At 68.1% G+C, this 26,170-nt stretch carries 27 protein-coding genes; 10 read left to right on the forward strand and 17 right to left on the reverse strand.

Annotated features, from left to right (window positions below; all coding sequences use genetic code 11):
* Window positions 1–120 precede the first annotated feature (120 nt).
* Both A9976_RS08785 and A9976_RS08790 read right to left on the reverse strand, forming a co-directional pair.
* Window positions 121–888, reverse strand: a complete 768-nt coding sequence (locus A9976_RS08785) for an aspartate/glutamate racemase family protein (RefSeq protein WP_183018673.1) — start codon at window positions 886–888, stop codon at window positions 121–123.
* Between the two features lie 14 nt (window positions 889–902).
* A complete protein-coding gene (locus A9976_RS08790; protein WP_183018674.1) occupies window positions 903–1,784 on the reverse strand; it encodes an amino acid ABC transporter substrate-binding protein in 882 nt (293 codons plus the stop codon).
* Window positions 1,785–2,006: 222 nt separating this feature from the next.
* On the opposite strand from A9976_RS08790, the gene A9976_RS08795 reads away from it, so the two are divergent.
* The gene (locus A9976_RS08795; protein ID WP_183018675.1) at window positions 2,007–3,242 is read left to right on the forward strand and encodes a D-amino acid dehydrogenase; all 1,236 of its coding nucleotides are present in this window, start codon (window positions 2,007–2,009) and stop codon (window positions 3,240–3,242) included.
* A 19-nt stretch (window positions 3,243–3,261) separates the two neighbouring features.
* Here A9976_RS08795 and A9976_RS08800 read toward each other — a convergent pair whose 3' ends face one another.
* From A9976_RS08800 to A9976_RS08815, 4 genes are all read right to left on the reverse strand, one after another.
* A complete protein-coding gene (locus A9976_RS08800; RefSeq protein ID WP_141441658.1) occupies window positions 3,262–3,885 on the reverse strand; it encodes a hypothetical protein in 624 nt (207 codons plus the stop codon).
* Window positions 3,886–3,931: 46 nt separating this feature from the next.
* A complete protein-coding gene (locus A9976_RS08805) occupies window positions 3,932–4,585 on the reverse strand; it encodes a hypothetical protein (RefSeq protein WP_043780170.1) in 654 nt (217 codons plus the stop codon).
* A gap of 446 nt (window positions 4,586–5,031) precedes the next feature.
* On the reverse strand, window positions 5,032–5,937 hold the full coding sequence (locus A9976_RS08810; RefSeq protein ID WP_183018676.1) for a LysR substrate-binding domain-containing protein: 906 nt from the start codon (window positions 5,935–5,937) through the stop codon (window positions 5,032–5,034).
* Between the two features lie 53 nt (window positions 5,938–5,990).
* Complete coding sequence (locus A9976_RS08815) at window positions 5,991–6,563, reverse strand: cob(I)yrinic acid a,c-diamide adenosyltransferase (RefSeq protein ID WP_183018677.1); 573 nt, start codon at window positions 6,561–6,563, stop codon at window positions 5,991–5,993.
* 179 nt (window positions 6,564–6,742) lie between these two features.
* On the opposite strand from A9976_RS08815, the gene A9976_RS08820 reads away from it, so the two are divergent.
* The gene (locus A9976_RS08820; protein WP_183018678.1) at window positions 6,743–7,090 is read left to right on the forward strand and encodes an EF-hand domain-containing protein; all 348 of its coding nucleotides are present in this window, start codon (window positions 6,743–6,745) and stop codon (window positions 7,088–7,090) included.
* Window positions 7,091–7,171: 81 nt separating this feature from the next.
* Window positions 7,172–8,596, forward strand: a complete 1,425-nt coding sequence (locus A9976_RS08825) for an FAD-binding oxidoreductase (RefSeq protein ID WP_183018679.1) — start codon at window positions 7,172–7,174, stop codon at window positions 8,594–8,596.
* Here A9976_RS08825 and A9976_RS08830 read toward each other — a convergent pair.
* A complete protein-coding gene (locus A9976_RS08830; protein WP_012202003.1) occupies window positions 8,586–9,491 on the reverse strand; it encodes a LysR family transcriptional regulator in 906 nt (301 codons plus the stop codon). The two genes, A9976_RS08825 and A9976_RS08830, sit on opposite strands and share 11 nt — an antisense overlap.
* Before the next feature lie 126 nt (window positions 9,492–9,617).
* Here A9976_RS08830 and A9976_RS08835 point away from each other — a divergent pair, with 126 nt between their 5' ends.
* Window positions 9,618–10,826, forward strand: coding sequence for a CaiB/BaiF CoA-transferase family protein (locus tag A9976_RS08835; protein ID WP_183018680.1), 1,209 nt, complete (start codon window positions 9,618–9,620; stop codon window positions 10,824–10,826).
* A gap of 71 nt (window positions 10,827–10,897) precedes the next feature.
* Entirely contained in the window at window positions 10,898–11,899 is a 1,002-nt protein-coding gene (locus A9976_RS08840; protein ID WP_183018681.1) for a tripartite tricarboxylate transporter substrate binding protein, read from the forward strand.
* Between the two features lie 305 nt (window positions 11,900–12,204).
* Here A9976_RS08840 and A9976_RS08845 read toward each other — a convergent pair whose 3' ends face one another.
* Together A9976_RS08845 and A9976_RS08850 are read right to left on the reverse strand one after the other, a co-directional pair.
* Complete coding sequence (locus A9976_RS08845; protein ID WP_183018682.1) at window positions 12,205–13,494, reverse strand: M20/M25/M40 family metallo-hydrolase; 1,290 nt, start codon at window positions 13,492–13,494, stop codon at window positions 12,205–12,207.
* Window positions 13,495–13,650: 156 nt separating this feature from the next.
* Window positions 13,651–14,925, reverse strand: coding sequence for an MFS transporter (locus A9976_RS08850; protein ID WP_183018683.1), 1,275 nt, complete (start codon window positions 14,923–14,925; stop codon window positions 13,651–13,653).
* Between the two features lie 65 nt (window positions 14,926–14,990).
* Between A9976_RS08850 and A9976_RS08855 the strand changes: the two genes are divergently transcribed.
* From A9976_RS08855 to A9976_RS08875, 5 genes are all read left to right on the forward strand, one after another.
* A complete protein-coding gene (locus A9976_RS08855) occupies window positions 14,991–16,028 on the forward strand; it encodes a helix-turn-helix domain-containing protein (RefSeq protein ID WP_183018684.1) in 1,038 nt (345 codons plus the stop codon).
* A gap of 71 nt (window positions 16,029–16,099) precedes the next feature.
* Entirely contained in the window at window positions 16,100–16,669 is a 570-nt protein-coding gene (locus A9976_RS08860) for an RNA polymerase sigma factor (protein WP_183018685.1), read from the forward strand.
* Window positions 16,666–17,253 carry a hypothetical protein gene (locus A9976_RS08865; protein WP_183018686.1) on the forward strand — a complete coding sequence of 196 codons (588 nt, stop codon included), beginning with the start codon at window positions 16,666–16,668 and terminating at the stop codon, window positions 17,251–17,253. Before A9976_RS08860 ends, A9976_RS08865 begins: the two co-directional genes overlap by 4 nt.
* Window positions 17,254–17,287: 34 nt before the next feature.
* Window positions 17,288–18,496 carry a sulfite oxidase gene (locus A9976_RS08870; protein ID WP_183018687.1) on the forward strand — a complete coding sequence of 403 codons (1,209 nt, stop codon included), beginning with the start codon at window positions 17,288–17,290 and terminating at the stop codon, window positions 18,494–18,496.
* Between the two features lie 86 nt (window positions 18,497–18,582).
* Window positions 18,583–18,930, forward strand: a complete 348-nt coding sequence (locus A9976_RS08875) for a cytochrome c (RefSeq protein ID WP_183018688.1) — start codon at window positions 18,583–18,585, stop codon at window positions 18,928–18,930.
* 13 nt (window positions 18,931–18,943) lie between these two features.
* Here the strand turns inward: A9976_RS08875 and A9976_RS08880 are convergent, their stop codons facing one another.
* The 8 genes from A9976_RS08880 to mnmG form a co-directional block, all read right to left on the reverse strand.
* Window positions 18,944–19,765 (reverse strand): class I SAM-dependent methyltransferase, encoded by an 822-nt coding sequence (locus A9976_RS08880; RefSeq protein WP_183018689.1) that lies wholly within the window; start codon window positions 19,763–19,765, stop codon window positions 18,944–18,946.
* A gap of 188 nt (window positions 19,766–19,953) precedes the next feature.
* Window positions 19,954–20,988 carry a peptidoglycan-binding domain-containing protein gene (locus tag A9976_RS08885; RefSeq protein WP_183018690.1) on the reverse strand — a complete coding sequence of 345 codons (1,035 nt, stop codon included), beginning with the start codon at window positions 20,986–20,988 and terminating at the stop codon, window positions 19,954–19,956.
* A gap of 197 nt (window positions 20,989–21,185) precedes the next feature.
* The gene (locus A9976_RS08890; protein ID WP_183018691.1) at window positions 21,186–22,121 is read right to left on the reverse strand and encodes a ParB/RepB/Spo0J family partition protein; all 936 of its coding nucleotides are present in this window, start codon (window positions 22,119–22,121) and stop codon (window positions 21,186–21,188) included.
* A gap of 13 nt (window positions 22,122–22,134) precedes the next feature.
* Window positions 22,135–22,713: an alpha/beta hydrolase gene (locus A9976_RS08895; protein ID WP_183018692.1), complete on the reverse strand. Its 579-nt coding sequence runs from the start codon at window positions 22,711–22,713 to the stop codon at window positions 22,135–22,137.
* Between the two features lie 2 nt (window positions 22,714–22,715).
* A complete protein-coding gene (locus A9976_RS08900) occupies window positions 22,716–23,486 on the reverse strand; it encodes a ParA family protein (RefSeq protein WP_183018693.1) in 771 nt (256 codons plus the stop codon).
* A gap of 13 nt (window positions 23,487–23,499) precedes the next feature.
* Entirely contained in the window at window positions 23,500–24,114 is a 615-nt protein-coding gene (locus tag A9976_RS08905; protein WP_183018694.1) for a LysE family transporter, read from the reverse strand.
* Between the two features lie 105 nt (window positions 24,115–24,219).
* Window positions 24,220–24,879: a 16S rRNA (guanine(527)-N(7))-methyltransferase RsmG gene (gene rsmG, locus A9976_RS08910; RefSeq protein WP_183018695.1), complete on the reverse strand. Its 660-nt coding sequence runs from the start codon at window positions 24,877–24,879 to the stop codon at window positions 24,220–24,222.
* Window positions 24,876–26,170 (reverse strand): tRNA uridine-5-carboxymethylaminomethyl(34) synthesis enzyme MnmG (mnmG, locus tag A9976_RS08915; protein ID WP_183018696.1); only part of this gene is annotated, 1,295 nt, incomplete at its 5' end. The genes rsmG and mnmG, both read right to left, overlap by 4 nt.

The raw sequence follows: 26,170 nt of genomic DNA on the forward strand, positions 1-26,170 counted from the left end.
GCGCCTTCCCCCCGAAGGGGGACGACACCCTCGGTGCGGGGCGGCCCTTCCTCGGTGTCCCTGAGTTGAGCCGCGCCAGGTTCCTAGGCAGTTATTGAATGGCGCGCAACACCTTAAAAACTAATGCGCTGGAGCTCGGACCTGTCCATAGGCATCGCTGGCCAGGGCCTGGGCCAGTATCCAGGCCGGGTCCACCAGCTCGGCACCGCGCGCCAGCGGCGACTGCGGCAGGGCCAGCGGGATCTCGGTGCAGCCCATGATCACGGGCACATCGCCATGGCGCTGCAGCAGCGGCGCCAGCACCTCGCCGAAGCAGCGCGCAGCCAGGTCCATGTCGCCCTGCTTGACGCCGTCGTAGATGCCCTGCATGAGCCGCGCGCGGCCCTGCGCGTCGGGCTGCAGCGCGGTGATGCCGCACTCCCTCAGCGCCGCGTCGTAGAGCCCGCTGTCATAGGTGCCCTGCGTGGCCAGCACGATGGCCTGCTGCGCGCCGCCGGCCTGCAGGTGCAGGGCAGCCTGGCGCGCGATGTGCAGCACATGCAGCTGCGGAAACAGCGCCTGCAGCTGCCCATGCCAGGCATGGGCCGTGTTGCAGGCCAGGGCCACGCTGCGCACGCCCAGCGCCGCCATGCGGCCCACGCCCTGCAGCAGGTGCTGGGCCGGCCCCGTGGGCGACTGCGGGTCCGCGCGCAGCGCGGCGCTGCGGTCGGGCATGGGCAGCTGCACCAGCCAGTGCTCGGGATAGGCCTGGTCATGCACGGGCAGGCCCTGTTGCTGCAGGTGCGCCGTGCAGGCCTGCACGAACAGGCGCACGAAATCCGCGCCTGCGGCCGGGCCCATGCCCCCGAGAATGCCCACCGCGCGCGGGGGCTGAAGCTGCTGCTGCATGCTGCGATCCGAAATCAAAAAGCGGGTTTGTCGCTGAGGTCCTGCAGGTTTTTCTGCAATTGCTCGCTCATCGGCAGGCCCAGGGCCACGTTCCTCGGGGCAATGGGCTGCATGAACCACTTGTCATACAGCCTGGCGAACGCGCCCGACTTCATCATGTCGCCGATCACGCCATCGACCAGCTGCTTGAACTGGACATCGTCCTTGCGCAGCATGCAGGCATAGGGCTCGACCTGCAGCGAGTCGGCCACCACCTCGAAGTCGCCGGGGTTCTTGGCCGTGGGGATCAGGCCGAAGAGCAGGATGTCGTCCATGCCGAAGGCCGCGGCGCGGTCGTTCTCCACCAGCAGGAAGCCGTCCGCATGGTCCTTGGCCATGACGATGTTCATGCCCCAGGCCTTGTCGGCATTGGCCTTGCGCAGCACCTGCAGGTTGGTGGTTCCCGTGGTGATGGCCACGGTCTTGTCCTTGAGGTCGGCGTAGTTTTTGATGCCCGAGCTCTTCTTCACCAGCAGCCGCGTGCCCGTGTAGAAATGGTTGATGGCAAAGGCCACCTCCCTGCCGCGCACCGTGTTGTTGGTGGTCGAGCCGCATTCCAGGTCGATGGTGCCGTTGGCCAGCAGCGGCATGCGGTTCTGCGAGGTCACGGCCTGCCACTGCACCTTCAGATCGGGCCGGTTCACCGCCTTCTTCACGGCCTCGGCCACGGCCTGGGACATCTCCACCGTCATGCCGATGGGCTTGCCGTTGTCCAGGTAGCTGAAGGGCACGGACGACTCGCGGTAGGCCAGCGTGATGCGGCCGCTTTCGCGCACCTTGGCCAGCGTATCGGCATGGGCCGCAGCCAGGCCGCCCAGGGCCAGGGCCGCGCACAGCGCGGTGGTGTGAAGTTGCATGCTTGTCTCCTCGTCTTTGGTGGATGTGCGGCCAGTGTAGGAAGGGCGGCGGCCTTTGCGGAATGACAATATCGGGCCGGTCCATGCCCGCCGGTTATGGGCTGTCGCCCTGCCCTGAGCAGCAGCCGCCGGCCATAACCTGCGTGCATGGCCCGTGTGCGAAATGCCATGGCCCGGCCTGCCGCGCGCGGCCTACAGTGCGGCTGCATGGAGAAACGATCAATGCATGTCTGCATCGTGGGCGCCGGCATCGTCGGCCTGGCAACGGCCTGGGCGCTGCAGCGGGCCGGCCACCGCATCACCGTGCTGGACCGCGCACCGGGCCCCGCCCAGGGCGCCAGCGGCGGCAATGGCGCGCAGCTGAGCTATTCCTACGTGCAGCCGCTGGCCGATCCCGGCATCTGGAAGATGCTGCCCCGCCTGCTGCTGGAAAAGGATTCGCCGCTGGCCTTCCGCCTGCGCGCCGACCCCGCGCAATGGGCCTGGGGGCTGCGCTTTCTGGGCGCCTGCAATGCCCATGCCTCGGCCGAGGGCACGCGCGCCCTGCTGGCCCTGGCCGCCGAAAGCCGCCGGGCCTTCGAGTCGCTCCAGGCCGACGAAGCACTGGCCTGCGACCTGCACACGCCGGGCAAGCTGGTGCTCTACCCCACCCAGCAGGCGCTGGATGCCGCCGCGCAGCAGGTGGCACTGCAGGCGGGCCTGGGCGGCGCGCCGCAGCGCATCGTCAACGCCGCCGAAGTGGCGCGCATCGAACCCGCGCTCGCCGGCTACGCCCAGCGCATTGCAGGCGCCGTATACACGCCCAACGAAGCCGCAGCCGACTGCCGCCTGCTGTGCGAGCAACTGGCCACCCGGCTCACCGCGCGCGGCGCCGAACTGCGCTACGGCGTGGAGCTGCAGGGCTTCGAGCGCGAAGGCGACGCCATCACCGGCCTGCGCACCGCCGCAGGCCCGCTGCCGCTGCGCGCCGACCACTACGTGCTGGCCAGCGGCTGGGAAAGCGCGGTGCACGCGCGCCAGCTGGGCCTGAGCATTCCCGTCTATCCGCTCAAGGGCTACAGCATCACCGCCGATGCCGCCGCGCAGCTGCCGCACGCCGCGCCCCGGGTCAGCGTCACCGACACCGCACGCAAGGTCGTCTTCGCACGCATCGGCGAACGCCTGCGCGTGGCCGGCATGGTGGAGATCGTGGGCCGGGACACGCGCACCGACCCGCGCCGCATCGCCAGCCTGCGCCGCTCCACGCAGGAGGTCTTCGCCGACCTGCCGCTGGACGGCAACCTCCACCCCTGGACCGGCATGCGACCCGCCACACCCACCGGCTTGCCCCTCACCGGCCGCCAGCGCGGCGGTCCGCGCAACCTGTGGCTGCAGACAGGGCACGGCGCGCTGGGGCTGACGCTGGCGTTCGGGTCGGCGCAGAGGCTGGTGGGGCAGATGGAGGCGGACGATCTGTAGAACCCGGTCCCGCAGCCACCTATGTCATGTCGCCGCTCAATCTCCGTACGAGTTGCCAGTCGTCCTTGGACCAGCCATGTCGGGCATCCACCGACATGGCTGCGGCGCCAATCAAGGCAAGCCAACCGCTGGCCTCCACACTTCGCAACGGCTCCCATGCCGGCCGCTGGGCTATTTGCTGCCAATCCGAACCATGGCAACCAGTGCACTTTGTCAGCGTGTCATCAGGCCGGAGTGGTTCGACCGTGACCGTCCCGGGTGGCACTTCGCCCCAATCAGCGATGAGGGTCTCCAAGGAACCTGTTGGAGGCATACCTCCTCGACCCAGAATCCACTTGATCAAGCGCTCCCATAGCGAGACATCGGGAGGTTGATTGCGTGAATCGACATTTTTTGCTTTGGCCCAGGCATCGTGAGACATCGGATTGATGTAGGCCACCAAAATGCATCTACTGGATCCTGCTTGACAGATGGTCACTGTATCTCCGGGCTTCCACTGTCCAATCGACAAGGACGAGTTGACCGTCTCCAGGATGAATCGAGCAATCTCGGTGTTGTTCCACCCGCGCGGATCTTCCTGGGTGTCGGAGACGCCACGCCAACTCGCTGCGATGAGTAACGCGGCAAGCGCGATGATGATCATAGAGCGCCACGTTTGGGGCAGGCGCGGTGACAACGAAGTTATTTGGCTAGCCACCACAGCATCTCCTCAGCAACTCCTGGGCCATATCCCTCGCGCGTTGACGGCCCTCAGGCGGCACTCGTTGGTCGATGCTCTGAAGCAGGTTTGCTTGCGATGACACATTGCCTTTGGCCTTGGCGTCGGCATAGACATATGCCCACACCTCGGCAGGCTGCGGCTCCCCCCATGTGGGGTTACTTCTGATGGAGGCCATCGAGATCAGCGCATCGACATAGCCTTGGTCGATCAAGGCGTTGAGGTATATCAGGGTGGTGCGCCGATACTCGGCGAGGCGCTCTGGATCCGTTCTCGCATGCTCCAGACCCCGGGTCCAGTAGGCTCCGCCATAGTCCATCATGCTCTGAGGATCTCCCTGCACCGCGAGCCGGGCCGTCCACTCATCGGCCCTTGTGTATGCGTCCATCGGGAGTTGTCCGCAGCCAGGGCGCGCACTGGCCCTCTGCTCCCGAGCCAGCCGTTGCGCCATTGCGTGCCCCTTGGGGTCGGAATCCGGCGGAACCAGCAGCGCCATGCGCTCATAGAGGGACGCCATCCAGCAAGGCTCCAATGCCTTGTGGAGTTTGGCGACTTCGCCGGCCTGGTCCAGCGTGACCTCGCTGCGGGCAAGCCGGTTGTACAGAATCTCCGCCGATGCATCCACGACAACGGCAGGAAACGCCTTGGCTCTAGGTGCCGTGGGGGGCGCCACCGGCACGGGCGCCGGTACGGAAGCGATCGCCGGTGGAGCGGGAGTTTCAGGTGCTGGCGCAGCAGGCCCGGAAGCTTGCGCAGGTGGCTTGGTTGCGCTCACCTGTGCATGCCTGACCTCAGGCGCTGGTTCGGCAAAAAAGATGAGCGCCAGCCCACCGGCAAAGGCAAGAGCAGCACATGCCCAGGCAACTATCTGCCAGCGCGGACGCAAAGCTACTGAATTTCTCATGCCCCTCCTTCATGACGATGCAGTCGTCAGATCCCGGGCAATGATTGTGAATAATTCTCATTAACAAATCAATCGATCATGAGAATCCAGTTGAATTTGGCAATCGATCGTGCCAATGACCACGGCGCACCAGCCGCAGTCCAGCAGGCATGCCTGTATGAACGGCCTCAGCCAGCCAGCAACTCGCGCAAGGCCTTGCGCATTTCCTCGGTCATTGCCCGCGCCAGCACCGACCCCGGCCGCTGGGGCAGGCTGAGCGCATTGACACCCACCGTGATGCGCGGCAGCAGGGGCACGACATGGACCTTGCGGCGGTCGGCGGCCAGGGCGGTGCAGCCGTCCATGATGGCGGCGCCCAGGCCGTACTCGGCCATGGACAGGGCCGCGTGGTAGGTCTGCACGGTGACCACGGGCGACAGGCCCACGCCGTGCTCGCGGCAGGCCTGGCCCAGGCGCATGCCCAGGGGGTCGCGCGCATCGAGCGCGACCACGGGCAGCTCGGCCAGGTCCTTGAGTTCCATGCCCTCTTCACGGATGCGCGAAGGTGGCAGCAGGCCCTTGGGCAGCACGCAGAACATGTCCACTTCGGCCAGCAGCTCATGCTCCAGCGCGGGCTGGCCCACGGAGCTGATGACGAAGCCCACGTCGGCCTCCTGCAGCAGCAGGGCCGAGACCACCTGGGGCGTGTGCAGCGCCTGCACATGGACCTGCACCTGCGGGTGGCGGCGCCGAAATCCGGCCACGGCGCGCGGCAGCACCTCGCGGCTGAGCGCGAAGACGGTGAGCACGGTCAGCCGGTCCGCTGCCTGGCCATGGCGCAGGTTGTCGGCCAGGCGCTGCACCTCGTCGAGCTGCTCGAACAGCTTCTCGATGTGGGGGAACAGCGCCAGCGCCTCATTGGTCGGCGTGAGCCGCCCGCGTGCGCGCTGGAACAGCGCAAAGCCCAGCTGCAGCTCCGCGTGCTGCAGGGTGCGGCTGACGGCCGGCTGGGTGATGTTGATCAGCCGTGCGGCAGCGCTGACGCTGCCGGTCTGCATGACGGCATTGAAGACCTCGATGTGGCGCAGGCGCATGGGCCGTCCTAAACGCGGGATTGGCGCGGGATTGGCGCAGGTTCAGTGCAGGTTCACTCTTCGGCGGACTGCGCGCGGGCCAGCCGCTCGCTTTTCCAGTACACGTCGTCGCCGCCATCCATGCGGTTGAGCACGCGCGCCAGCACGAACAGCAGGTCCGACAGGCGGTTCAGGTACTGGCGCGGCGCGGGCCGCATGGCCTCGCCCTGCTCCAGCGCCACGACCATGCGCTCGGCGCGGCGCGCCACCGTGCGGCAGACATGGGCCTGGGAAGCGGCGCGGCTGCCGGCCGGCAGGATGAATTCCTGCAGCCGGGGCAGCTGCGCGTTGTAGTGGGCCAGCGCCTCGTCGAGCTGCAGCAGGGCCTCGTCCTTGAGCAGCTCGTAGCCGGGAATGGACAGCTCGCCACCCAGGTTGAACAGCTGGTGCTGCACATCGACCAGCAGCTCGCGCACGTCGTCGGGCAGGGCCTCGCACAGCAGCAGGCCGATGTGGGAATTGAGCTCGTCCACATCGCCCATGGCGTGCGGCCGGCCGCTGTTCTTGGAGACACGCGTGTTGTCGCCCAGGCCCGTGCTGCCGTCGTCTCCGGTGCGCGTGGCGATCTGTGTCAAACGGTTGCCCATGGGCATTCTCCTTGGCGATGTGGGGGGAAATCCGGGCCGGTAACGGCCCATCACCTGATTGTGCGTTACAGCCGGCACGCAAATGTTGTAGCAGGCAACAGCCGGCAAAAGTGCTGGCCGTGTTGCGCTGCAGCAGGTGGAATGCAGTCATGTTCCACGTTCGACAAGGAGTTCGACACATGACCTCTCAACTGCGCAAAGTCTCCGGTTTTGAAATCCGCAGCGTGATGTTGTTCGCGGCCATCTCCCTGGGCAGTGTTGGTGCGATGGCCCAGGAATTGGGTCCCGGCAATGGTCCAGCGACAGGTGTCAGGGCTGCGCCCGGGCCGGCAGCAACCAGCCCCAGCGCCCCCGCCAATGATGTCCAGGCCGCCTTCGACCGCGCCGACACCAACCGGGACGGCAAGCTGAGCAAGAAGGAAGCCGAGGCGCTGCCTGCCGTGAGCAGCAATTTCGCCCAGATCGATGCCGACAAGAACGGCTCGCTGTCCAGGGATGAATTCAGCAAGGCGGTCCAGCCGCGTTGATGCTGAGGCGCATGGCGGCAACCACTCACACGAGGGCGGCAGGGCCGGTGGTATTCTTTCCAGTTCCCCTGGAGAACACCGATGAACGCCCCTGTCGCCCCCGTCCGCCTGCAGCCTGATTTCGTTCAGCGCACCATCCCCGAAGCCTTCCTCCAAGCCCTGGCCCAGCGTTTCGGCGCCCAGTGCTCCACGGCTTTGGCGGTGCGCGAACAGCACGGCCGCGACGAGGGCGCCATCCAGGCCCCCCCGCCTGCGGCCGTGGTCTTTGCCGAGAGCACGCAGGACGTGCAGGACGCGCTGAGGCTGGCCGACCAGCATGCCGTGCCCGTGATTCCCTATGGTGCCGGCTCCTCGCTCGAAGGCCATCTGCTGGCTGTCGAAGGCGGCATCAGCCTGGACCTGAGCCGCATGAACCGCATCCTCTCGGTCAACACCGAGGACCTCACGGTCACCGTGCAGCCCGGCATCACGCGCAAGCAGCTCAACGATGCCATCAAGGACACGGGCTTCTTCTTTCCCATCGATCCCGGCGCCGATGCCTCCATCGGCGGCATGACGGCCACGCGCGCCAGCGGCACCAATGCCGTGCGCTACGGCACCATGCGCGAGAACGTGCTGGCGCTGGAAGTGGTGACCGCCTGCGGCGACATCATCCGCACCGGCACGCGCGCCAAGAAAAGCAGCGCGGGCTACGACCTCACGCGCCTGATCGTGGGCAGCGAGGGCACGCTGGGCGTGGCCACCGAGATCACGGTGCGCCTGTACCCGCTGCCCGAGGCCGTGAGCGCGGCCATCTGCTCCTTCCCCAGCATCGAGGCCGCCGTGCGCACGGTGATCCAGACCATCCAGATGGGCGTGCCGATCGCGCGCGTGGAGCTGGTGGACGTGAACTCGGTGCGCATGGTCAATGCCTACAGCAAGCTCACGCTGCGCGAGGAGCCCATGCTGCTGATGGAGTTCCACGGCTCGCCCACGGGCGTGAAGGAGCAGGCCGAGATGGTGCAGGACATTGCGGGCGAGTTCGGCGGCAACGCCTTCGAATGGGCCGAGCGTCCCGAGGACCGCACGCGATTGTTCACGGCCCGCCACAACGCCTATTTCGCGGCCGTCTCCAGCCGCCCCGGCTGCCGCTGCATCACCACCGATGCCTGCGTGCCCATCAGCCGCCTGGCCGATGCGCTGCTGGACTCGGTGCGCGAGGCCGACGACAGCGGCATCCCCTACTTCATCGTCGGCCACGTGGGCGACGGCAACTTCCACTTCGGCTACCTGATCGACCCGGCCGACGAGGACGAGCGCTCGCGCGCCGAGCAGCTCAACCACCAGCTGGTGTCGCGCTCCATTGCGCTGGGCGGCACCTGCACGGGCGAGCATGGCGTGGGCATCCACAAGATGGATTTCCTGCGCGAGGAAGCCGGCGACGGCGCGGTGCAGATGATGCGCTCCATCAAGCAGGCGCTGGACCCGAAGAACATCCTGAACCCCGGAAAGATCTTCAGCCTCTGAGTCCCTCCGCCGCGGCCTTCTCGCGCAGGAAGTCGATCAGCGTGGTGATGGCCCGCGTCTGGTAGTGGGACGGCATGTACAGCAGGTACTGGCGCGTGGCCAGAAAGTCCAGGCTGCCCGGCGGCAGCGGCAGGCGCTCAAGCGCGCCGCTGGCCAACTCGGCCGCCACCATGTAGCGCGGCACCACGGCCACGCCCAGGCCCTGCAGCACGGCATCGCGCAGGAAATGGAAGTTGGGCGACATCAGGCGCGGGCGTATGCGCAGTTCGGTGGGCCGCGCGCCGTTCATGCCGGCCGTGCGCAGCTTCTGGCCCGTGAGCGCCGAGGTGATCAGCGGCACGCGCTTGAGCGCCAGCAGCGAGTCAGGCTGCCCATGCTGCGCCAGGAACTGCGGCGTGGCGCAGGCCTCGTAGAGCACATCGCCGAGCTTGCAGGCCACCAGGCTTTCGGGGGGCTCGGTCATCACGCGCACGGCGAAGTCCACCGCGCCCTGCATCAGGTCCTCGATGTCGTTGTCGAAGATCACCTCCAGCGTGATGCCCGGATGCATGCGCATGAACTCCGTCAGCCAGCCCGACATCTGCAGCTGGCCGTAGCCGCTGGGCACGCTCAGCCGCACGGTGCCCTGCAGGCTCTGGCCCAGGCTGTCCACCGACTCGTCCGCCGCCATGGCTTCCTGGCGTATCGCGCGTCCATGGGCGTACAGGCGCAGGCCCAGCTCGGTGGGCTCGACCTGGCGCGTGGTGCGGCGCAGCAGCTGCTGGCCGATCTGTCGCTCGAACTGGTTGAGCCGGTGGCTGACGTTGGCACGGCTCATGCCCAGGCGCACGGCGGCGCGGCTCAGGTTGCCGGCTTCGATGATGTCCACCAGCAGGGACAGTCCGCCCAGATCCATTGTCAAACCTCAGTACACACAATGTCCATTTTTTAGCACGATTGTCAAAGTCCATAAACGAATGAAGAATGCGGGCCTGCCCGGGCTCTGGCCCGACGCGGTTTTCGTGGTTCGACAAGGTTTCGCATGAGTGCTCTCCCCTCTTCCCTGCCGCTGGACGGCGTGCGCGTCCTGGATCTTTCGCGCGTGCTGGCCGGTCCCATGTGCGCCATGGCGCTGGCCGACCTGGGCGCCGATGTCGTCAAGGTCGAGCACCCGGGCCGCGGCGACGACACGCGCGACTGGGGCGTGCGCGTGGGCCAGCGCAACACCTCCTACTTCAACAGCGCCAACCGCAACAAGCGCTCGGTCACGCTGGACCTGCAGGCCGAAGAGGGCCTGCGCATCGCACGCGAGCTGGCGGCCGACAGCGATGTGGTCATCCAGAACTTCAAGGTCGGCGGCGCCGAGAAGCTGGGGCTGGGCTACGAGCAGCTGTCGGCACTGAACCCGCGCCTGGTGTACTGCTCCATCTCGGGCTACTCGCGCAGCGGCCCCGAGGCCACGCGGCCCGGCTACGACCTGGTGGTGCAGGGCGAGTCCGGCATCATGGCCATGAACGGCGAGCAGGGCCAGGGCCCGCTGAAGTTCGGCGTGGCCGCCGTGGACATGTTCACGGGCATGTACTCGGCCCAGGCCATCCTGGCCGCGCTCTACGAGCGCGAGCGCAGCGGGCGCGGCCGCCATGTGCAGATGGCCCTGTACGACTGCGGCCTGATGATCACCAGCTACTACGGCATGGAGGCCCTGCTCAAGGCCGGCGACCCGCCCAAGTTCGGCAACGCCCATCCGTCCATCGTGCCCTACGGCGTGTTCGAGGCGGCCGACGGCCCGCTGGTCATCACCGTGGGCAACAACGGCCAGTTCCAGCGCTTTTGCACCGACGTCATCGCCAAGCCCGAGTGGGCCGCCGACGAGCGCTTTGCCACCAATACCGCACGCTCGGCCAACCGCGAGCTGCTGATGCCGCTGGTGCAGGCCGAGTTGCTGCGCTTCACGCGCGCCCAGCTGCTCGAATGCCTGACAGCCGCGCAGATCCCCTGCGGCGAGGTGCTGGGCCTGTTCGAGGCCCTGAACTCGCAGCGCACGGCCGATGCCGGCCTGCTGCACCGCTTCGAGGACAGCGAGGCCGGCAGCCAGTCCGTGCTGGCCCCGCCCTATGCGCTGGATGGCCAGCGCCTGCCCGTGCGCCGACCGCCGCCCCACCAGGGCGAACACACCGACGAGGTGCTGCAGCAGCGCCTGGGCCTGGACGAGCAGGCCCGCGCCGCGCTGCGCGCCAGAAACATCATCTGAGAGCGCGCAGACGTTCCCAACCAGACCGCTCCACGGCTCTCATTTCCACCCCTTCCCGATTGAGGAGACATATGACTTCCACCCCCTTCCAGGCCTCGCGCCGCCAGATCCTGTCCGCCGCCTGCGCCACCGCCATCGCCGCGCTGGCACCCGCCGCCCGGGCCCAGGGCCAGTGGCCCGACAAGCTGATCAAGCTGACCGTGGCCTTCCCGCCCGGCGGCCCCACCGACACGGCCGCGCGCATCGTCGCCCAGCGCCTGACCGAGCGCCTGGGCCAGACCATCGTCATCGACAACCGCCCCGGCGCCTCGGGCTCGGTGGGCACGGCGGCCTTCATCAAGTCGCAGCCCGACGGCTACTCGTTGTCCATGTTCGGCATGCCCGCCCTGCTGGCGCCCATGCTGTTCAACAACAACCTGTACGACGTGCGCAAGGACTTCCTGCCCGTGGCCACGGTCTATGACCTGCCCATGGCCATCGTCATCAACCCGCGCGAGCTGCCGGACGTGACCAACCTGCAGCAGCTGATCGAGCATGCCAGGAAGGCCAAGCCGGCGCTGAACTACACCAGCTCGGGCACGGGCAGCTTCGGCCACCTGTCCATGGAGCAGCTCAAGGACCTGGGCGGCTTCGACATGCAGCACGTGCCGTATCGCGGCAGCGCGCCGGCCGTGACCGACCTGATCGGCGGCCAGATCGCCGTGATGTTCGCCGACGTGGTCGCGGCCCTGCCCCACATCCAGGCGGGCAAGCTGCGCGCCATTGCCGTCAGCTCGCAAAAGGCCAAGCAGCTGCTGCCGAACGTGAAGTCGGTGGCCGAGCAGGGCTTCCCCGGCTTCGACGCCGACACCTGGGGCGGCCTGATCGCCCCGCTGAACACGCCGCCTGCCGTGGTCCAGCGCCTGAACCAGGAGCTCAAGCTCATCCTGGCCGAGCCCGAGCTGCAAAAGAAGATGCTGGCCGCAGGCGCCATCGCCACCTACCAGGACGGCGCGGCCATGAAGGCGCGCCTGAATGCCGACTTCACGCGCTGGAGCAAGATCGCCAAGGACAAGAACATCTCCTCGCAGTAAAGAACACAGAGCGCCCCACGATGCGCCTTCAGGGCATGCCGCAAGGCATGCCCTTTTTTGCGTCCGCAAATGCTCGGCGCCTGCTGTTCGCTCCCGTATGGCCGCGCCCGTAGCGAAGCGCAGGGGTCGCGGACGTCCGGGTCGCCTTCTTTGACCTGACCTTTCTCGGCGAATCAAGAAAGGGCAGTCGGCCGCCGGGCCGAGACCCGGCCTCGAAAAACAACCTCCCGGCAGGGTCAGAAAAAGCGACCCAAGCCACCGTCTGGCTTTGGCTTAACGCAGGATTGCAGCCTGATAGCCGACCCTTACTTGGAGAGATCCATGATCATGCGCGTGGCCAGGTACAGGCGGGGCACGATGGTGTTCAACTGTACGTACTCCGCATCATTGGAGTGCGCGCCGTAGCCGCTCAGGCCAAAGCCCTCGATGACGGCACCCTTGGCCTTGAGCGCCGCAAAGGCCGCGTCGGTGCCGCCGCCCGTGGCCTTTTCCATCACGCTCATCTTCAGGCCCAGCTCATCGCTGTAGATGGTCTGCGCCTGCCTGGCCAGGCTGCGCGAGGCCTCGTTGGCCTCCAGCGGCGGGCGGCGCACTTCGAACTTGAGCTGCACCTTGCTGGCGTCCAGCAGCTTGTGGCCCACCTTGGCCTGCATGGCCTGCTCCAGCGCCGTGAAGTCGGCCACGCGCAGCGCGCGGGCGTCGGCCTGGGCCGTGGCCTCGGCGGGAATGACGTTGCGGTTGGTGCCGGCCTTGGCCACGGTCCAGTTGAGCTTGAGGCCGGTCTCGGGCTTGGACAGGTCCTTCATCTGCAGCAGCTGGTGCGACAGCTCGTACAGCGCGTTGACGCCGTCCTCGGGCTTGGCGCCTGCGTGCGAGGCCTTGCCCTCGACCTTGAGGTAGGCCGCGCCGATGCCGCTGGTGGCCAGGCGCACGCCGCCGTCGGTGCCCCCGCCTTCGAACGAGAAGACCGCATCCTGCTCGGCACCCATGCGCGTGATGGTGCTGCGCGCGCCGGGCGAGCTGATTTCCTCGTCGCTGTTCATCAGCACGGTCAGCGTGCCGTAGTTGTCGAAGCCCATCTGGCGCAGCATGGCCACGGTGTGCAGGATCAGGGCCACGCCCTGCTTGTCGTCGGCAATGCCCAGGCCGTAGGCGCGCTCGCCATCGATGCGAAACGGCTGGTCCTTGAGCATGCCGCGCAGGTAGACCGTGTCCATGTGGGCGATCAGCATGATGCGGCTGGTGCCCTTGCCCTTGAACTCGGCATGCACCATGGGGCCGATCTTCTCGGGCGTGTCGCCCAGCCGGTAGACGTCGGTGGGCTGCAGGATCTCCACCTTGCCGCCCTGCTCGCGCAGCTTGCCGGCCACGTAGTTGGCGATCTGCTCCACGCCCTCCATGTCCTTGCTGCCCGACTCGATGTGCACCAGGTCGCGCAGCGTGTCCAGCAAGGGCTGCTGGTGCTTTTGCGCCAGCGCCTGGATATCGGCCTTGGGCGCGGCCAGGGCACTGCCGGACAGGCCGGCCACGGCCAGCGCCAGCGCCAGCGGGGCGCTGCGGAACATGAGGGAAAGCGGTGCAAAGGCGGAACGCATGGACAGGTCTCCTGTGTTGAAAAAGTTGTGCCTGCACGATAGCAGGCGCCGCGCAGGTCGCACGCAATTGCCGTGCCTGCCTTGTCCGTCTCACAGCCCAAAGCAAAGGCCCCGCAAGCCTTGGCCTGCGGGGCCTTTGGGGAGCGTGGCCCGGGATCAGCCTGCGCTCAGAGCCATGCCGCTTTTCCGGCTCACGCCATCGCCCACGACCACGGCCGACACGACGCTCAGTACCAGGGCAATGGCCGATCCGTAGAACACGCCGTGGCTCATGCCGTGGTCCAGCATGTAGCCGAACACGGGGGCTGCAAGGCAAAAGCCCAGGTCCAGCCCCGAATACACCGTGCCATAGACGCGGCCCGTGGCGCCGGGGGGCGCGGCGCGCTTGATCAGCATGTCGCGCGAGGGGCCGGCCAGGCCCGTGCCCAGGCCCGCCATGGAGGCCACGCCCACGGCCACCATCGCCGGCAGCCAGCCCGTGCCGACCAGGAACAGCGCCACGCCCGAACCCAGCATGCAGATCGAGATCACCTTCTCCAGCCGCTTGACGCGGCCCACCAGGAAACCGCCCGCCACCATGCCGGCCGCGCCGCAGAGCATGTAGCCCGTGACGATGAGCGCCGTCACGCTCAGCGGCAGGCCGTACATGGACTGCATGGCAGGGCTGGCGAAGCTCTGGATGGCGCTGAGCGCGCAGGTGCTCCAGAAGAAGAACGAGAAGCACAGCCAGACCGAGGGCAGCTTCAGGAAGGCCATGGGATGCTCCTGCGGCACGGCCGCAGCCGTGCGCGAAGCCACTGGCGCATGGGCATCGGCCGCGCGGTCGTCCAGGGCCTTGCGGTTGAACACCATGATGGCAAGGACCGTCGCCGCCAGCACCGCGCCGCACAGGCAGGCCAGCCGCCAGGACCCCGTGGCCGTGGTAATGCCCGCCATGAACAGCGGCGCCAGCGCCCAGCCGATATTGCCCGACAGGCCGTGCACCGAGAACGCATGGCCGATGCGCTTGGCCGACACGCGCTTGTTGAGGATGGTGAAGTCCACCGGGTGGAAGGGCGCATTGCCCAGGCCCGCGAAGAAGGCCGCCAGCAGCAGCATTCCATAGCCCTGTGCCAGGCTGGCGACCACGCCCGCCACGGTGAAGCTGCCCAGCGCCGCAAACAGAATGGGGCGCGCGCCGAAGCGGTCCACCGCAAAGCCGGCCATGGCCTGGCCCACGCCGGAGACCACGAAGAACAGCGACACCATCACGCTGAGTTCGGCATAGCTGTAGCCGAACTCGGCGATCAGCCATGGAAACAGCGGCGGCAGCAGCAGGTGAAAGAAATGCGAGGAACCATGCGCCAGGCCGATCAGGCCGATGGTGCGCACATCGCTGCGCAGCGGGTCCGGAGCCACGGCGTCCGGCATGGAAGAAGAAGAGGCGGTCATGGGCCGCATCTTAGGCAGCAGCGTTTCGTCTTGTATGCGATAGTCTGCCAACTTCTGTCGCAAACATGCCAAAGCCTGTCTCCACGCCCGGCACCCTTGCCGACACTTCTGCCGACACCCTGCCCAGCGCCTGCCCCGCAGCCGCACTGCGGTCGGCGCGCAAGGCCCGGCCGATGGAGCCGGTCGAGGCCCTGCATCCGCACCTGTTCGTGCCCACGCCCCAGCGCCCCGTGCGCGCCAAGCAGCACCGTCTGTCGGCACGCACGCGCGTCATACCGCACAGCCACAGCTGGGCACAGATCGCCATCTCGCTGGACGGCGTGCTGCACCTGTCGGCCCCCCAGGGCACGCTGATCGCCCCACCCTCCAAGGCCGTATGGATTCCGCCCGGCCTGGTCCACGCCGTGGCCATGGTCGAGGAAGCCGATCTCGTCTCCATCTACGTGCTGCAGGACGATCCGGCCCAGGGGCCCGTGCTGCCGGATCACCCTTACTGCGGCGTGGCCTGCAACCCGCAGGACTGGGCACGCTGCCGCGTGCTGGAGGTCTCGCCGCTGATGCGCGAGCTGATCACTGCCCTGCCCAAGCAAAGCGATGACCAGCCCGCACCCGACGCCGCCACGCTGCAGCGCGAACACCATCTGAGCGCCCTGCTGCTGGAGGAGCTGCGCCGGGCCAGCGAAGTCCACCTTGGCGTGAACATGCCCCAGGACAAGCGGCTGCGCATGCTCTGCGAGGCCGTGGTGGCCGACCCCACCCAGCACGAGAGCCTGGCCGACTGGGCGGCAGACACCGGCGCCAGCCCGCGCACCGTGGCCCGGCTGTTCCAGCAGCAGCTGGGCTGCAGCTTCACCGCCTGGCGCCAGCAAGTGGTGCTGGCCCATGGCCTGAGCCTGGCCGCGCGCGGCCTTCCCATACAGCAGATCGCCGCCGAGCTGGGCTACAGCCCCAGCGCCTTCAGCGCCATGGTGCACCGCACGGTGGGCATGCCCCCTGCCCGGTTCTTCGGGCAGCAGGCGGGCGCGGCGGCCCACAGGGCCGGAACAGGCGCTGTATCCCGACCGCCCATGGACCCTCAGAGGGCCATCGTCTCTTCGCGATAGCTGAGCCGATATAGGGTTTGCCGGTCGGCAGGCCATGGAATGCAGCGGCGCCCGGCGTGCTCTTATGCCGCATGATCTCCATCGCCGAGTCGCGCTACAACCAGTGGGTGCGCGAGCACTACCGATTCCTGCTGCGCAGCGCCTGGGCGCTGACCGGCTCGCGCGCGCTGGCCGAGGACGTGGTGCAGGACTGCTTCACCAGCGCCTGGCGCTTTCGCCACCAGCTGCGCGAGGCCGCGATGGCGCGGGCCTGGCTGTTCCAGATCATGCGCCGCCATGCCTTCCGCCACCTTGCGCCATCGGCCCATCTGGTCAGCGATGACGAGGCGCTGGACCAGCATCCCGCCCCCTCGCCTTCGGCGCTGGACGACCGGCTCGACGTGGTCAAGGCGCTGGCGCGCATCGCGCCCATCCACCGCGAGGTGCTGGTGCTCTATTACTTCGACGACATGCCCACGGCCCAGATGGCCGAGGCCCTGGACATTGCGCCGGGCACGGTGCTGTCGCGCCTGTCGCGCGCCCGCGATGCGCTGAAGGCGGCGCTGGAGCAGGCCGCCCCGGCGCCTGCCCCAGAGACTGCCAGCGTGATCCCGCTGCGCCCCACCCCGCTGCGCCCCACCCGATACCAAGGCTTGAAATGACTGCCCCGGACACGACCGACGAATCGGCCTTCGACCTGCGCGCGCGCGCCGAACTGGCCCTGGCCTTCGACCCCGGACCGCACGGTGGGCCGCCCGTCCATCTGCTGCGCCACACGCCCTGGCATGCGCGCAGCGGCGTGCGCCGGCTGATCGCCGCGCTGCTGGTGGGCAGCTCGGCCGCCACGGCCGTGTTTGCCATGCGCCCGCCCGAGCTGGTGCGCGCCGCCATCGAGCACGAGTACTACGAGCGCACGCTGCGCGGCAGCTTCATGCCCGAGGCCGAGGTCGCCCACCGCCTGGACCTGCCTGCCGGCGAGAAGCTGCCCGGCTACACCCAGCTGATGCGGCCCTGCGATATCGACGGCACGCGCGCCTACCACCTGACCACCTTCTTCGAGAAGGGCGGCATCGTTACCGTGCTGGCCTTCGACCAGCCCCAGCGCCTGGCGGATGGCCAGGGCTGGTGGGCCAACATGCACTGGCAGGTCGTTCGCTCGCGCGAAGGCCGGCCGCTGGTGCTCGTGGCCCAGAAGAAACAGGCCCTGGCCGTGGCCAGCAGGGCCCTGGGCAGCCCTGCCCCATGACACGACCCCTGACAACCACCACGAGGAGACAACCATGAACCACTTGCCCACCTCCCCCGCGCGCCGCAGCCTGCTGGCCGGCAGCGCCAGCGCACTGGCCGCCGCAGGCCTGGCCGGCCTGCACCAGGGCGCATCGGCCCAGGCACCGGCCGCCAAACCCCTGCCCGGCTACGCGGGCTGGAAGAAGGCCGATGCCCTCATCGTCCACAGCTCCACCACCATAGAGACGCGGCGCGGCGCCTTCGGCACCAGCGTGATCACGCCCAGCGACCAGCTCTATGTGCGCAACAACCTGCCCACGCCGCCCGAATCCATCGTGGCCGACCGCGATGCCTGGCAGCTGCAGGTGGAGGGCGTGCGCCAGCCCCGCAGCCTCAGCGTGCGCGAGCTCAAGTCCCTGGGCCTGGAGACCGTGGCCATGGTGCTGCAGTGCTCGGGCAATGGCCGGGCCTTCTTTCCCAGCAAGCCCAGCGGCACGGCCTGGACCGTGGGCGCTGCCGGCTGCGTGGTCTGGAGCGGCGTGCCCGTGCGCGAGGTGGTCAAGGCCCTGGGCGGCGTGGCCGATGGCGGCCTCTACATGACCGGCACGGGCGGTGAGGTACTGCCCGCAGGGCTGGACCCCAAGAGCGTCATCGTCGAGCGCTCGGTGCCGCTGTCGGCCATGGAAGACGCCCTGCTGGCCTGGGAGATGAACGGCGAGCCCGTGCCGCTGGCCCATGGCGGGCCGCTGCGCCTGATCGTGCCCGGCTACACCGGCGTGAACAACATCAAGTACATCCGGCAACTGGCCTTCACGCCGCGCGAGAGCGAGGCCCACATCATGTCCCACGGCTACCGCATCTCGCCGCCCGGCAGCAAGGGCGACCCGAGCCAGCCCTCGGTGCAGGAGATGAGCGTCAAGTCCTGGATCAACTCGCCCCTGCCCGAGGACGGCGGGCAGGCCGCCGGTCTGGTGCAGATCCACGGCGTGGCCTTTGGCGGCATGGACGCCGTCAAGGGCGTGGAGGTGTCCACGGACGGCGGCAAGAGCTGGCAGGCCGCACGCCTGGTCGGCCCCGACCTGGGCAGGTACGCCTGGCGCCAGTTCGTGCTGCAGGCGCGCCTGCCCAAGGGCACGCATGTGCTGGCCAGCCGCGCCACCGACGCGCGCGGCCGGGTCCAGCCCGAGATGCGTGGCGAGAACCAGAGTGGCTACAACAACACCAGCTGGGCCGACCACGCCGTGACCGTCACCGTGGCCTGAGCACGGCCCGCGCGCCCATCCCGCCCCCCTTCCCGTCACCTCCCGCACACGGCGCCAGACCGTGGCGGGCCCGTACCCCCATTGCCATGTTCACGATGAAACACCTGATCCACACCGCCCTGCTGGGCAGCGCTTTGCTCGGCAGCGCCCTGCTGTCCGGCCCCGCCTTTGCCAATGAAGCGGCCCAGATGGCCCTGGGCAAGAAGCTGTTCGCCACGGCCACGCCCGCCTGCGCGCTGTGCCACACGCTCAAGGACGCGGGTGCCGAGGGCGCCATCGGCCCCGTGCTCGACGAGCTGCAGCCCGACGCCGCGCGCGTGGCGCGCGCACTGCGCGACGGCATAGGCGCCATGCCCTCGTTCAAGGCCACGCTCAGCGAGGCCGATATCGCCGCGCTGTCGCTCTATGTGAGCAAGGCCAGCGCAAAGAAGTAGGCGGCACGGCCCCTCACCGGCGTTCCTGCAGTTCCCGCAGTGCCTTTTCGTAGTGCGTTTCCTCGGGCTCGGGCACATGCACCACGGCCTCACCGGCACCGCCCAGCGGCATGCGGTAGACCCAGAGGCTGTGGCGGCCCGGGCCCTGGCGCTGCCAGGAGGGCTCCACACCGGGCAGCGCAAAGTCCAGGCTGACCAGCCAGGCGCCCTCGGGCAGTTCCGTGGCGGCCTTGACGGCCGCACGGCCCATGCTTTCGGGGCGCTGGAACAGGTAGACCATCTGGTAGCCGCTCCAGTCGGCCAGCCAGATATCGGCGCGGCGCACGCGGGCCCAGGGGCAGCGCAGCGCACACAGCCAGCGCAGCGGCCAGCTCCACTCCATGCCATGGAGCCGCGCCTGCGGGTACTGGCCGCGCAGCGCGCGCAGGCCGTCACCCAGGCCGCAGCCGGCATCCAGCACGGCCGCGCCATCGGGCAGCGGCGCGGCATCGGCCAGGCCTTGCAGCGCATCGGTAGGCGTGGGAAACAGCGGCGCATCGCGCCAGGCGTTGAGCGGGTAGACCAGGGTGAGCAGGCCCAGCGCCGCCAGCCACAGCCAGGGGCTGATGGCGGCCAGGCCGCCCGGCCCCCACAGCATCAGGCAGGACAGCGGAAAGCCCGCCGCCACGGCCAGGCGCCGCCACCAGGGCGTGGCCAGCAGGCTGGCGAGCACGCCCAAAAAACAGGCCGCCAGCCAGGCGGCCAGCGGCCCTAGGGTCGATTGCAGCGCGGCGTAGACAAGCCAGGCGCCCGCCCAGGCAAGAAGGGCCGGGGCCGGCCAGGGAAGGCGCCGCATGTCAGAGCCTCATTACGCGACGCGCCTCCCACAGCCCATGAAACGAGCGCGACCTATGAGCCCGAAACGCCCCAAACCAGGGACAGCGAGCAAGGGCCGCCCCGCAGCGAGGCTGTCGCCGGCCGCCCGTATGCCCCCCTCCCGCAGGAGAGGGGGAAGGCGCGAAGCGACTCAGGGGGTGCTGCATCTCATTGCTGTTGCAGTGCTTGCGAGGTGGCACGGTCGAGGCGGCCGGTCTGCGGCAGGCTCTGGTCGCGCTGGAACTCGCGCAGGGCGTTCTGGGTGTTCTTGCCCATGGCGCCGTCAGGCGTGCCGGCGGTATAGCCCAGGGCATTGAGCTTTTGCTGGGCAGCGCGCAGCGACATGCCGGCGGCATTGGCGCCCGGAGCCGATGTCTGCGACGGTGCGGCACCGCCGTCCACGCCCAGGCGTCCACCGCCGCCCAGGCCCTGGCCCTTCACGGTCTGCGCCTTGTAGTTGCGCAGCGAGCGAACCATCTGGTTGTAGGCGTCCATGAAGGCGGCGGCGATCACCTTGCCCTCGGCCGTGCGCGTGTAGCCGCCCAGCGAGGCGCCGGCGGAGCCGCCGAACAGCGCGCCCATGCCGCCCCAATCGGTCTTGGAGGACGAGCCCTCGGAAGCCGAGACCTGCACGCCCGAGCGGTTGTCCACCAGGGCCAGCATGACCGAGGCCTCGCGGGTCTTGGTGGCTGCCGCCAGCGCGCCGAAGATGCCGCCTGCGCGGCCGCCGATGGCGCCGCCCATGCCACCGGCATCGCTCTGGTTGAAGATCACTTCAGGGGACAGGCCGTAGTCGGAGGCCACCATCTGGCCCTTGCCCAGGTTGCTGCCGCCACGCATCTCGCCCGAGTCCATCAGCGCGCGCTCGCGTGCCATGGCGCCCATGCCGGCCGCGCCGCGTTCCACGACGATGAAGCAGTTGGACTGCTGGATCATCAGGCGCAGCAGCTGCGAGGTGGGGGGCAGGCGGTACTGCTGGGTGAGGATGGTGTACCAGCCCGCGGTCTGGTTCTCGACCAGGGAGATGGTGCCCAGCGAGGAGTCGCAGCGCTCCAGCTCGGTATTGGCGTTCTCGGCGCTGGCACCGCCTGCGGCGCCGGTGGCCACGGTCTTGGCTTCGGGCGAACCCATGCGCATGTCGGTGGTTGCGCAGCCAGTCAGCGCCACGGCAGCGATGGCGGTCAGGGCAAGATACTTCTTCACGTTGTAATCCTCTCGGGTCTGGTCTAGGTGAATCAGCGCCAGGGCGATGGGCGTCCACGGCCTGGCGGCGTCGCCAGCCATCGATTACACACAATTACCCCGCATGACAGCGCGCAAATATACCGGGATTCACCCTTGCGAAAAAGCGCTGCTTTGCTGGAGAACGACAGATGACAGACGGTTACAAGCTGTTGTCATCACTCGGGGGCATCACCGCGCAAACGTTCGATCAGCCCGTTGAGCGCATCGAGCGAGCCGAACTGGATCGCCACTTCGCCCATTTCCTGCAGCTTGCCGCCACGGCGCACGGACTTCTTGATGCGCACTTCGACATCGGCCATGAGCAGGTCGGACAGCTCCTCTTCCACGCGCTTGATGTCGCGCGACTTGCCGTCCTTCTTGGACTTCTGGCGCACCAGGCTGAAGTCGGCACCGATCTTCTTGACCAGGGCCTCGGCCTCGCGCACCGACAGCTTCTTGGCCGCGATCTGGTTGCCGGCCGTGATCTGGGCTGCGCGGTCCAGCGACAGCAGGGCGCGCGCATGGCCCATGTCGATGTCGCCGGCCATGAGCATGGTCTGCACCGGATCGGCCAGGTTGAGCAGGCGCAGGATGTTGGTGGCCGCGCTGCGCGAGCGGCCCACGGCCTGGGCCGCCTGCTCGTGCGTGAGGCCGAATTCCTTGACCAGGCGCGACAGGCCCTGGGCCTCTTCCAGCGGGTTCAGGTCCTCGCGCTGGATGTTCTCGATCAGCGCCATGGCGGCGGCGGCCTCGTCTGGCACCTCGCGCACCAGCACCGGCACCTCGGCCAGGCCGGCGATGCGGGCCGCACGGAAGCGCCGCTCGCCCGCGATGATTTCGTACTTGCCGGCGTGCTCGCCCTTGGCCAGGCGGCGCACCAGGATGGGCTGCATGATGCCCTGGGCCTTGATGCTTTCGGCCAGCTCGTAGAGCGCGCCCTCGTCCATGTGGGTGCGCGGCTGGTACTGGCCGGGCACCATGACGTCGAGCTGCAGGATGCTGGGCAGGCCGGTCTCGGCCACCGGTCCGCCGCCCTCTTCCTTGTCGTGGACCTTGGGTCCGAGCAGGGCTTCCAGCCCGCGTCCCAGTCCCTTGGGTTTCTTGGTCACCATGGTGTTGTCCTTGTCAAAGCGATGCCAGCAGCGCGTGTCCGCTGTCCCAGTCGCCCAGCCCGCTGGCCGTGTTGAGATGGCCCGAAGGCCCTGCGTCGACGAAGCGTGCGCCCCAGGCATAGGCCATGGCTTGCACGCGCTGGGCGCTGCAGTAAATGTCGTTGTCGCTACCGACCACGATGGAGGCAAACGGCAGGCGCTGCATCATCACCGGCGACCAGCCCGGCAATTGCTCGCGCAGCTGGGGCTGCTCGGTATCGCCGGGGGCCACCAGCAGCGCGCCGCGCACCTTGCGGGCGGCCAGCGGAGAATGCGCCGCCCACCAGGCCACAAGGATGCAGCCCAGGCTGTGCGCCACCAGCACCACGGGGCGCGGCGCGTCGAGCACCGTCTCCTGCAGCCTGGCGCTCCAGTCGCCGCGCAGCGGGCGGTCCCAGTCGTTTTGCTCCAGGCGGCGGTAGCCGTGGCGCTGCTCCCAGCGGCTTTGCCAGTGATCGGCATCCGAGTTCTGCCAGCCGGGCAGCAGCCAGACGTCCTCGGCGGCCCACCCGGTCGGCACGCCCTGCTCTGCCGCTTCATGTGAACCTTGCATGGCTACATCTTCTTGATGCGGCGCACCATCTCGTGCGCGAAATCGATGAAGGCCTTGCTGCCCTTGGCGCCCGGGTCGAAGACCACGCCAGGCACGCCATAGCTGGGCGCCTCGGCCAGGCGCACGTTGCGCGGGATCACGGTGTCGAAGACCTTGTCGCCGAAGTGCTCCTTGAGCTGGTCGCTGACCTGCTGCTGCAGCGTGGTGCGCGGATCGAACATCACGCGCAGCAGGCCGATGATCTGCAGGTCGGGGTTCATGTTGGCGTGCACCTGCTTGATGGTGTTGACCAGGTCGGTCAGGCCTTCGAGCGCGAAGTACTCGCACTGCATGGGCACGACCACGCCATGGGCCGCGCACAGGCCGTTCAAGGTGAGCATGGACAGGCTGGGCGGGCAGTCCACCAGCACGAAGTCGTAGTCGGCATCGGCTGCCTTGAGGGCGCCCTTCAGGCGCTCGTTGCGGCGCTCCAGGGTGACCAGCTCGATCTCGGCGCCGCTGAGTTCGCGGTTGGCGCCCAGCACGTCGTAGCCCACGGCCTCGGAGCGCACGGCGGCTTCCTTGACGCTGGCGTTCTCCAGCAGCACGTCGTAGACCGACAACTCCAGCGCGCGCTTGTCCACGCCCGAGCCCATGGTGGCATTGCCCTGCGGGTCCAGGTCGATCAGCAGCACGCGCTGGCCGACCTTGGCCAGGCCCGCTGCAAGGTTGACGGCGGTGGTGGTCTTGCCGACCCCGCCCTTTTGATTGGCGACACAGAAGATTTTGGCCATGGTATTTACACGCTTATTTGGCGATGGCCAGCTTGAGGCCAAAACCGATCAGGAACACGCCCGCAGTCTTTTCGAGAACCCGGGAAACCGCAGGATTGGCGCGCATGCGCTCGGCCAGATGCGCGGTGAGCAGCACCACGATCAGGCAGTAGAGAAAGGTCAGCACGGCCACCGTGGCCGCCATCACCGCGAACGTGAGCAGGCCCTGGTGGCTTGCAGGGTCCACGAACAGCGGGAAGAAGGCCATGTAGAACACGATGGACTTGGGGTTCATCAGGGTGATCAGGCCGGCCTGGCGAAAGTAGTGGCGCGGCTCGATGTGCAGCACGGGCTTGTCGCCGGGCCTGGCGGTGAGCATCCTGAAACCCAGCCAGCCCAGGTAGGCGGCGCCCAGCCACTGCACGGCATGGAAGGCCGCGGGATAGGAGGCCAGCAGCGCGGCCACGCCCGCCACCGCCAGCCAGATCAGCACCTGGTCGGCTGCCAGCACGCCGGCGCAGGCCGCCATTCCGGCACGTATGCCGCCCTTGCCGGTGGAGGTGATCAGCGCCAGATTGCCCGGCCCCGGAATCAGCAGGAACAGAAGAATGGCAACAACGAATGCGCTGAAATCGGAGATGCCGAACATGCTGACCCCTGAGCTATGAAAGCTGGGAGTTTATGCGAGGGCCATGGCCAGCGCATGGGGAACATGGCCCCGCCGCAACGCGGCAGTGTGCCATTCGGTAAAAAATCAGGCGGCAACGCGCAGCCAGAGGATGCAGCGCTCGGCATCCAGGCCCGGCACCTTCAATGGTTCCACGTGAAACACCTGCACGTCGGCAGGCAGCGCGGCGATTTCATCGTCGGGGTGCTTGCCCTTCATGGCCAGCCAGGTGCCGCCCTCCGCCAGCGCCTGGCGCGACCAGCCGGTGAAGTCCACCAGCGAGGCAAAGGCGCGGCAGCTGATCAGCGGATAGCGCGTGGTCAGCTGCTCCACACGGCTGTGGATGCCGCGCAGGTTGGGCAGGCGCAGCGTGGCCGCCGCCTGCTGGATGAAGGCGGCCTTCTTGCCCACCGTGTCCACGCAGTGCACGTCGATCTGCGGGCAGCAGACGGCAAAGACCACGCCGGGCAGGCCGCCGCCCGAGCCCACGTCCAGCATGGCGGTGCGGCCTTCGCGCGCAGGCATCTGTGCCAGATGGCGCTGCAGGGCCGGCACGGCGGCCAGGCTGTCGAGCAGGTGATGGGTCAGCATCTCCTGCGGATCACGCACGGCCGTGAGGTTGTAGACCTTGTTCCACTTGCCCAGCAGGGCCTGGAATTCCATCAGCGTATCGACCTGGGCGGGGGAAAGCTCCAGGCCCAGCGCCCGCAGGCCGGCTTCGAGAGGGATGCGCAGATCCTGGCTCATGCGGAGATCTCCTCGCCCTGCGCGTCGGCAGCGAAACCACGGAAGCCGCCCTTCTTCAGGTGGACCATGAGCAACGAGATCGCAGCGGGCGTCACACCCGACATGCGCGACGCCTGGCCCAGCGTCTCGGGCCTGTGCTTTTGCAGCGACTGGCGCACCTCGAATGACAGGGCCGGCACCTGCATATAGTCCAGTTCGGCCGGCAGGCGCAGGTTCTCGAAGTGGGCGGCGCGCTGCACCTCGTCCTTCTGGCGGTCGATGTAGCCTGCGTACTTGGCCGCGATCTCCACCTGCTCGACCACGGCGCCGCTGAGATCGCCCAGCACCTCGGGCTGCACATCGGCCGAGGCATAGCGGCCCTCGTTCAGGCTCATCAGCTTGCCATAGCCCACATCGGGGCGGCGCAGCAGGTCGAACAGGTTGTACTCGCGCTCGATGGACTTTCCCAGCACACGCTCCGATTCCTCGGGTGCGACGATGCGCGGATTGACCCAGGTGGACTTCAGGCGCTCTGTTTCACGTGAAACAGCATCGCGCTTGCGGCTGAAGGCATCCCAGCGCGCATCGTCGACCAGGCCCATGGCGCGGCCGGCCTCGGTCAGGCGCATGTCGGCGTTGTCCTCGCGCAGCTGCAGCCGGAACTCGGCGCGGCTGGTGAACATGCGGTAGGGCTCGGTCACGCCCTTGGTGATCAGGTCATCGACCAGCACGCCCAGGTAGGCCTCGTCGCGGCGCGGCAGCCAGGCTTCCTGGCCGCGGCACTGCAGCGCGGCGTTGAGGCCGGCGAACAGGCCCTGGGCCGCCGCTTCCTCGTAGCCGGTCGTGCCGTTGATCTGGCCGGCGAAGAACAGGCCCTGGATCTGGCGCGTCTCGAAGCTGCTCTTGAGCGAGCGCGGATCGAAGTAGTCGTACTCGATGGCGTAGCCGGGGCGCAGGATGTGCGCGTTCTCCAGCCCCTTCATGCTGCGCACCAGTGCGTACTGGATGTCGAAGGGCAGGCTGGTGGAGATGCCGTTGGGATAGAACTCGTTGGTGGTCAGGCCTTCGGGCTCCAGGAAGATCTGGTGGCTATCCTTGTCGGCAAAGCGGTTGATCTTGTCCTCGACGCTGGGGCAGTAGCGCGGGCCCACGCCCTCGATCTTGCCCGTGAACATGGGGCTGCGGTCAAAGCCGCTGCGGATGATGTCGTGCGTGCGCTCGTTGGTGTGGGTGATCCAGCAAGGCATCTGGCGCGGGTGCATGGCCGCATTGCCGATGAAGCTGAACACGGGCAGCACGCCTTCGTTGACAC

This window comes from Delftia sp. UME58 (assembly GCF_014170385.1).
Lineage (GTDB): Bacteria > Pseudomonadota > Gammaproteobacteria > Burkholderiales > Burkholderiaceae_C > Comamonas > Comamonas acidovorans.

What these genes read in the sequence shown, in the direction of transcription:
- A9976_RS08840 (WP_183018681.1), top strand. Translation starts at nt 10,898, where the DNA reads ATGACTTCCACCCCCTTCCAGGCCTCGCGCCGCCAGATCCTGTCCGCC.
- A9976_RS08810 (WP_183018676.1), bottom strand. Translation starts at nt 5,937, where the DNA reads ATGCGCCTGCGCCACATCGAGGTCTTCAATGCCGTCATGCAGACCGGC.
- A9976_RS08890 (WP_183018691.1), bottom strand. Translation starts at nt 22,121, where the DNA reads ATGGTGACCAAGAAACCCAAGGGACTGGGACGCGGGCTGGAAGCCCTG.
- A9976_RS08845 (WP_183018682.1), bottom strand. Translation starts at nt 13,494, where the DNA reads ATGCGTTCCGCCTTTGCACCGCTTTCCCTCATGTTCCGCAGCGCCCCG.
- A9976_RS08855 (WP_183018684.1), top strand. Translation starts at nt 14,991, where the DNA reads ATGCCAAAGCCTGTCTCCACGCCCGGCACCCTTGCCGACACTTCTGCC.
- A9976_RS08895 (WP_183018692.1), bottom strand. Translation starts at nt 22,713, where the DNA reads ATGCAAGGTTCACATGAAGCGGCAGAGCAGGGCGTGCCGACCGGGTGG.
- A9976_RS08835 (WP_183018680.1), top strand. Translation starts at nt 9,618, where the DNA reads ATGAGTGCTCTCCCCTCTTCCCTGCCGCTGGACGGCGTGCGCGTCCTG.
- A9976_RS08865 (WP_183018686.1), top strand. Translation starts at nt 16,666, where the DNA reads ATGACTGCCCCGGACACGACCGACGAATCGGCCTTCGACCTGCGCGCG.
- A9976_RS08850 (WP_183018683.1), bottom strand. Translation starts at nt 14,925, where the DNA reads ATGACCGCCTCTTCTTCTTCCATGCCGGACGCCGTGGCTCCGGACCCG.
- A9976_RS08825 (WP_183018679.1), top strand. Translation starts at nt 7,172, where the DNA reads ATGAACGCCCCTGTCGCCCCCGTCCGCCTGCAGCCTGATTTCGTTCAG.
- A9976_RS08795 (WP_183018675.1), top strand. Translation starts at nt 2,007, where the DNA reads ATGCATGTCTGCATCGTGGGCGCCGGCATCGTCGGCCTGGCAACGGCC.
- A9976_RS08830 (WP_012202003.1), bottom strand. Translation starts at nt 9,491, where the DNA reads ATGGATCTGGGCGGACTGTCCCTGCTGGTGGACATCATCGAAGCCGGC.
- A9976_RS08800 (WP_141441658.1), bottom strand. Translation starts at nt 3,885, where the DNA reads ATGATCATCATCGCGCTTGCCGCGTTACTCATCGCAGCGAGTTGGCGT.
- A9976_RS08820 (WP_183018678.1), top strand. Translation starts at nt 6,743, where the DNA reads ATGACCTCTCAACTGCGCAAAGTCTCCGGTTTTGAAATCCGCAGCGTG.
- A9976_RS08785 (WP_183018673.1), bottom strand. Translation starts at nt 888, where the DNA reads ATGCAGCAGCAGCTTCAGCCCCCGCGCGCGGTGGGCATTCTCGGGGGC.
- rsmG (WP_183018695.1), bottom strand. Translation starts at nt 24,879, where the DNA reads ATGAGCCAGGATCTGCGCATCCCTCTCGAAGCCGGCCTGCGGGCGCTG.
- A9976_RS08905 (WP_183018694.1), bottom strand. Translation starts at nt 24,114, where the DNA reads ATGTTCGGCATCTCCGATTTCAGCGCATTCGTTGTTGCCATTCTTCTG.
- A9976_RS08860 (WP_183018685.1), top strand. Translation starts at nt 16,100, where the DNA reads ATGATCTCCATCGCCGAGTCGCGCTACAACCAGTGGGTGCGCGAGCAC.
- A9976_RS08870 (WP_183018687.1), top strand. Translation starts at nt 17,288, where the DNA reads ATGAACCACTTGCCCACCTCCCCCGCGCGCCGCAGCCTGCTGGCCGGC.
- A9976_RS08880 (WP_183018689.1), bottom strand. Translation starts at nt 19,765, where the DNA reads ATGCGGCGCCTTCCCTGGCCGGCCCCGGCCCTTCTTGCCTGGGCGGGC.
- A9976_RS08790 (WP_183018674.1), bottom strand. Translation starts at nt 1,784, where the DNA reads ATGCAACTTCACACCACCGCGCTGTGCGCGGCCCTGGCCCTGGGCGGC.
- A9976_RS08900 (WP_183018693.1), bottom strand. Translation starts at nt 23,486, where the DNA reads ATGGCCAAAATCTTCTGTGTCGCCAATCAAAAGGGCGGGGTCGGCAAG.
- A9976_RS08815 (WP_183018677.1), bottom strand. Translation starts at nt 6,563, where the DNA reads ATGGGCAACCGTTTGACACAGATCGCCACGCGCACCGGAGACGACGGC.
- A9976_RS08875 (WP_183018688.1), top strand. Translation starts at nt 18,583, where the DNA reads ATGTTCACGATGAAACACCTGATCCACACCGCCCTGCTGGGCAGCGCT.